8 protein-coding genes and 1 pseudogene are annotated in these 4,461 nt (G+C 60.2%); 2 read left to right on the forward strand and 7 right to left on the reverse strand.

Translation table 11 applies throughout. The annotated features are described in order from the left end of the window. Positions 1-149: 149 nt before the first annotated feature. Complete coding sequence (locus tag MKK60_RS22850; protein WP_243988694.1) at positions 150-497, forward strand: hypothetical protein; 348 nt, start codon at positions 150-152, stop codon at positions 495-497. Between the two features lies 1 nt (position 498). Here the strand turns inward: MKK60_RS22850 and MKK60_RS22855 are convergent, their stop codons facing one another. Further along, entirely contained in the window at positions 499-813 is a 315-nt protein-coding gene (locus tag MKK60_RS22855; RefSeq protein WP_243988695.1) for a hypothetical protein, read from the reverse strand. 299 nt (positions 814-1,112) lie between these two features. Continuing rightward, the gene (locus tag MKK60_RS22860) at positions 1,113-1,382 is read right to left on the reverse strand and encodes a hypothetical protein (protein WP_147843382.1); all 270 of its coding nucleotides are present in this window, start codon (positions 1,380-1,382) and stop codon (positions 1,113-1,115) included. A gap of 127 nt (positions 1,383-1,509) precedes the next feature. Here MKK60_RS22860 and MKK60_RS22865 point away from each other — a divergent pair, with 127 nt between their 5' ends. After that, positions 1,510-1,692 (forward strand): hypothetical protein, encoded by a 183-nt coding sequence (locus tag MKK60_RS22865; RefSeq protein ID WP_147843383.1) that lies wholly within the window; start codon positions 1,510-1,512, stop codon positions 1,690-1,692. Positions 1,693-1,733: 41 nt separating this feature from the next. On the opposite strand, the gene MKK60_RS22870 is transcribed toward MKK60_RS22865, so the two are convergent. The 5 genes and pseudogenes from MKK60_RS22870 to MKK60_RS22890 all read right to left on the reverse strand — a co-directional run. Beyond that, complete coding sequence (locus tag MKK60_RS22870; protein WP_147843384.1) at positions 1,734-2,075, reverse strand: DUF6883 domain-containing protein; 342 nt, start codon at positions 2,073-2,075, stop codon at positions 1,734-1,736. Then, positions 2,072-2,323: a DUF4926 domain-containing protein gene (locus tag MKK60_RS22875; RefSeq protein ID WP_147843385.1), complete on the reverse strand. Its 252-nt coding sequence runs from the start codon at positions 2,321-2,323 to the stop codon at positions 2,072-2,074. The genes MKK60_RS22870 and MKK60_RS22875 overlap by 4 nt, the downstream gene beginning before the upstream one ends. A gap of 120 nt (positions 2,324-2,443) precedes the next feature. Further along, complete coding sequence (locus MKK60_RS22880; protein WP_147843386.1) at positions 2,444-2,890, reverse strand: helix-turn-helix domain-containing protein; 447 nt, start codon at positions 2,888-2,890, stop codon at positions 2,444-2,446. A gap of 26 nt (positions 2,891-2,916) precedes the next feature. Further along, positions 2,917-3,348: a hypothetical protein gene (locus tag MKK60_RS22885; RefSeq protein ID WP_147843387.1), complete on the reverse strand. Its 432-nt coding sequence runs from the start codon at positions 3,346-3,348 to the stop codon at positions 2,917-2,919. Between the two features lie 982 nt (positions 3,349-4,330). Next, positions 4,331-4,461 (reverse strand): annotated as a pseudogene (locus MKK60_RS22890) (IS5/IS1182 family transposase); the annotation flags it as partial.

Consider the following 4,461-nt stretch of genomic DNA (forward strand, 5'->3'; position numbering starts at 1 on the left):
TCTGGCCCTGTGAGATCAGCACGTCTGCCTGACGTAGCTTCGCGACGATCTCCTCGGGCTTCGGGGGCTTTGCCATCTTGTCCGTCCTCCAGGCTCAAAAGCCATACCAAAGGGCGGACCACTTCAATGGGGGCTGACCAGCTCGCGAATTGTTCGCCCCGGATGAGCTTGCGCAGTTGCGCCGGTTCGCGGGCGCGCTGCGGGCAACGATCCTGCCGGATGGCTCGATGCGGCCCGGCGGCGAGCGCACGGCCAGCGTCGCGGCGAAGGCCCTCGACGTGCTCGCGGGCATGATCGCGTTCAAGGTCGGCGGCCTGCCGGCGGCGGCGGGCACCTATGGCGCCAAGGTCGGGCAACGCGCCCTTGTCGGCGGTGTCGGTGCGATGAAGGCGCGGGCATCGTTCGGGGGCGGGGCGCCACGGATGCCGGCGCCGCCTCTGGCTCTGCCGACCGATCGGCTCGGCGTGGGTGCGGGTTTGTACGCTGGAACCGAGTAGATCAGTCAGGCCAGCGTCCGCGCTCGATGCGGTAGCGGACGAAGGGATAGGCCAGGATCGCAAATAGGAGGATCGTGGTTGCCGCGCTGAGCCCAGAGCCTGATCGGCGCCAAGCGTCGGCATGGAGGAAAAACAGCGTGCCAACGGCGAGCCAAATGCCGAGCTGCATGAGGATCGGAGCCGTTCGGCGCGTGTAGGTGCTTCGGCTGAACCAGAAGCGCAGCTCGCCCCGCCAATCAATCGGCGGACGGGTGCGCCCCTCACGCTCGGCGCGGCGTGCCTCCTGCCCCGGTGTGGTGAAGCGCCATCCTGCCATCCGCTCAACATGGCCCGGGCGGAGCCGTCCGACAACCAGACCGCCGACAACATCGCGGGCGTGATCGGGGCGACGATGGCACACGCCGGGAACCTACTCACGCGGTTGCAGAACACGCGGGAGTGCCAGGGGCAGGCGTGACTGGCTATTTTTCGAGAACCCTTCTGCCGTATGATCGCTGATGCTGCCTCGGCAGCCAGCAGTTCTTCCCAATCCGCTGGGGTGGCCCTGCTTGCCCCCTACGGGCTTCATCAAGGCAGTCTTGCTCTGGCCGCCCATTGTGTCGTTGGGCACGGCGCTCATCTGCCAAGTGTCGCGATACGCTGCTGGGCGTAGAGACGATCGATTTCAGCGACCGCCTGCTGGCGATCCTCCATCGCGGACTCCAGCATGGCGACGGCAGTTATCGAGGCTGGATCCGTGGCACCGAGGCCTGTCTTCAACGTCTCGATCCGCTGCTTGGCCAAATCGTTGTGCCCTTCGTACCAAGTGCGCATGTCCTGAAGCGCCTTGCTGTAGCCCGCGCCCTCCTCGCGGGTCAGGTTGTGTGCTTTCGTACGCCCGCTCATGCCATTACCTACATCTGCACTGGCAGCGGTACTGCCAAAATTGCCTCGACGTAGACCCTCGTATGGCCGATCGAGATTAAGTAAGACTCTACCTTGTCGGGCTAGGTAAGCCTCGCTACAGCGCGCCATGGACAAGCTCGAAGCTCTTCTCGACCGTCTCAAGGCACGCCAGCGCGACCTCATCATGGAAGCTGCTCAGTACGATACGATGCCGGCAGACAGCACGTTGAAGCGAATTGCGGAGTTGGAGAACGCTATCGCGGCGGTTGAGGCCGTAGCGGGAGAAGAGGCAAGCAAGGCCAAAAAATAGCCGCAGCAGGATAGCCGCCGGAGTGCGGTTACCGAGATGGGTTAGCGAGTGAGCGGTACGGCCGTGACGAAGTGCATCTGGCGTGGCTCACGCGGCTCCCAAACCGTCCGTAATGGCATTTCGCGGCCGTCTGGTGCCGTCACTTCCCCCTCAAACACCACCAACAGCACGCCTCGCGCCGAGATCGATTGAACACCGGGAAGGTTGCGAGCCACATGCTCAGCCAACGCGTTCGCAAGCGTTAGCGGATCATCGGGGGTGAACCCGAAGCGCATCAGGTATTTGGCCTTTGAGGCACCACGCTTGCTTGTTAGATCTAGAAGGTAGCGCGAGATTTTCGGCCGATCAATCAGCCACGAAACCTCGACTTCATCGGAACTCAAGACGCGGCGGGCTCGGCCATGCGGATTTCGTCGGGGCCGACCGAAGCGAGGGTGCCCTCCGGCTGGGCGAACTCCACCACGTAGGCTTCGCCGCCGCGGAAGACGCTGACGATCGTGCCTTCGGTTCCGGCGGGGATCGAGATACCATCGTCGCTCATCACCGCAGCCGTCAGCACCACATCATCGAGGTCCTGAAGGCTCGACGGGGGTAGGTCCTGCTGGAAGCGGTAGGCGAACTGAACCGACATACCGGTAAGATGACTGCTCTGCCCAACTTGGGCAAGGCAGCGGTTCCCGATTTCCCGATAGACCGGGTTCCCCGATCCCCCATGAACCTGCGCGGCAACGACGAACCCCCGCCGCGGTTCTTATCGGGCTCGCGCCTTGCCCGTGTCCGCGTTCTCATAGGCCGCTACGACCGCGGCCGATATGCGAAGCAGCCTCCCCCCGAGCAGACTCCCTGCCAGGTCGCCTCGCTTGATCATGTTGCGGACATGGGTGCCCGAGCACCGCCACCGCTCGGCCAACGTCTCAGGTGTGTAGACGTTGGGGTGGCCCGGCCATTCCTTGGACATCATGGGCGTGTCCCTCTGCTTCTGCGGAGGCTTCCCGTTGGGCTGCACCTCATCAGCCGAGGCCGCCTCGAACGCTGCATCAAGGGCCATTCTGCCCCAGACGGCGGTCACGCCGAGTTGCCGGGCAGACGGAAGCTCGCCGACCCGCACGAGGGCGCTGAAGGCGGTGGGGGTGAGCCCGAGGTATCGAGCAGCAGCAGCGAGATCGAGGCCGCGTGGCGGGTAGGCGTAGGGGTCCATGATGTCTGGCACCTGCCTGGCTCCCGTCATGGCGAATAGACTCCCCGAAACAGGTCTCCCATCGCCCGGCGCCGGAACAGCGTTCGCCAGCGCCGTCGCTGATGCTCAGGCCGGTCGTGGTTCACGTGGCAGCGCTGGCAAAACGCGACGAGGTTGGCATCCGCGTTGTTCGCGGTGTCGTGGTCCCGATGCGCCGTCGCGAGCACGACGCGTGTCGTGCGCAGGCTTCCCGTCAGGTTATCCAGGGTCGGCAGTTCGGCGAGGTTCTTGCCCTTCCCGTCGCGCCAGGCGCCGATCTGAGCGTCCCACCAGCGCCCATCGCCGAGATGGTAGACGATACGCCCATGCGGCCGTCCGCAGCCCTCACAGGCACTGCCGGCGCGCTGAAACCGGACCATGGCCGACAGTTCGCGCCAGTCGATGGGGTAGAAGTTGCGGTGCTCGGGGCGGATCGGCACTCGGTGGCTGTCCAGTGCGGGTGGGCTCCGAGTCCAACCATACAGGTGAAAACCTGACGGATGGCAGTCCTTCAAAGCGTCCGAAAAGGGTGGGAAGCGGACGCCATACTGCGCCTTATGCGAACCAAGTGCGGTCCCTCGGCTCAGTGGCTCGCATCTCCCTTTGAGCGATGGCGGTTCGACCAGAGATAGATTGATCTAACAGTAACCCCCAGAGTTCCGCCTACTACGATACCCCACATTAGTAAGCCGCTGACTATTAGATCGAAAAGGGTAACTTTGTGCGTAGTAGAACTTACAGATAAAAATAAATAAGTTACCGTTGACGCAATAAATAAAATATAAACTATAAAACCGGACAACTTATTGATTTGAAGCGCAATTAAAAATGGTATACACCCAATGATAGAAACGATTGTTGCAAATCCTATATAAGGGTTCATAGATTTTACATTCTGTACGATGTGGGTCAAGGCAGCATGTAGGTTCAAGAGTAAGCTGTAAATTCGCTTATGCGAATTGGTCTTGCGCGCGCGAGGTCCGTTCTAGGTGGAAGGCAGATTTCGGAACAGGCATAGTTTTCGGAACAGGTCGAATAGGTATGGACAATTTAACTTATGCGAAGCTGGTTTTTCAAGCTTGGGCTTGTCTGCCCATATCAGTTTTAAGCGTTACTAAGTTCACATTCTCATGGAGAAATAGAAGTTTCCAATCGCGATACGGACTGTATGTGATATCAAAAAAGTCCGTGGAATATTGGTTGCTTATGGTTCTTAATTTGTCGATTAGTTTAATCTCAGTATTATGTGAGATAATAGAAATCTACGTATTATACAAACAAAATCATATTTAGTATTTGATAATTCATTTTTTGAGCAGTATGGCCCGGTAGCAGACATGCCTCAATCCATAAATTCACGTATGTCACTTTGCCTCACGCGCGGGCGGGGTCCGCTATGGGTCGGAAGCGTTAGACCCTGTTTCATAAAGCTCGGGCGATCCGTCTGACGAGGATCATGGCTGCGGCGAGGACGAAGAAGGCGAGCGCAGAGGACGGGGTAGCCTCGTGGTCGCGAGCCAACCTGCGGCAGCGGGCGATCCAGCCGAAGCTCC

Source organism: Methylobacterium sp. J-092 (assembly GCF_022829325.1).
Taxonomy (GTDB): Bacteria; Pseudomonadota; Alphaproteobacteria; order Rhizobiales; family Beijerinckiaceae; genus Methylobacterium.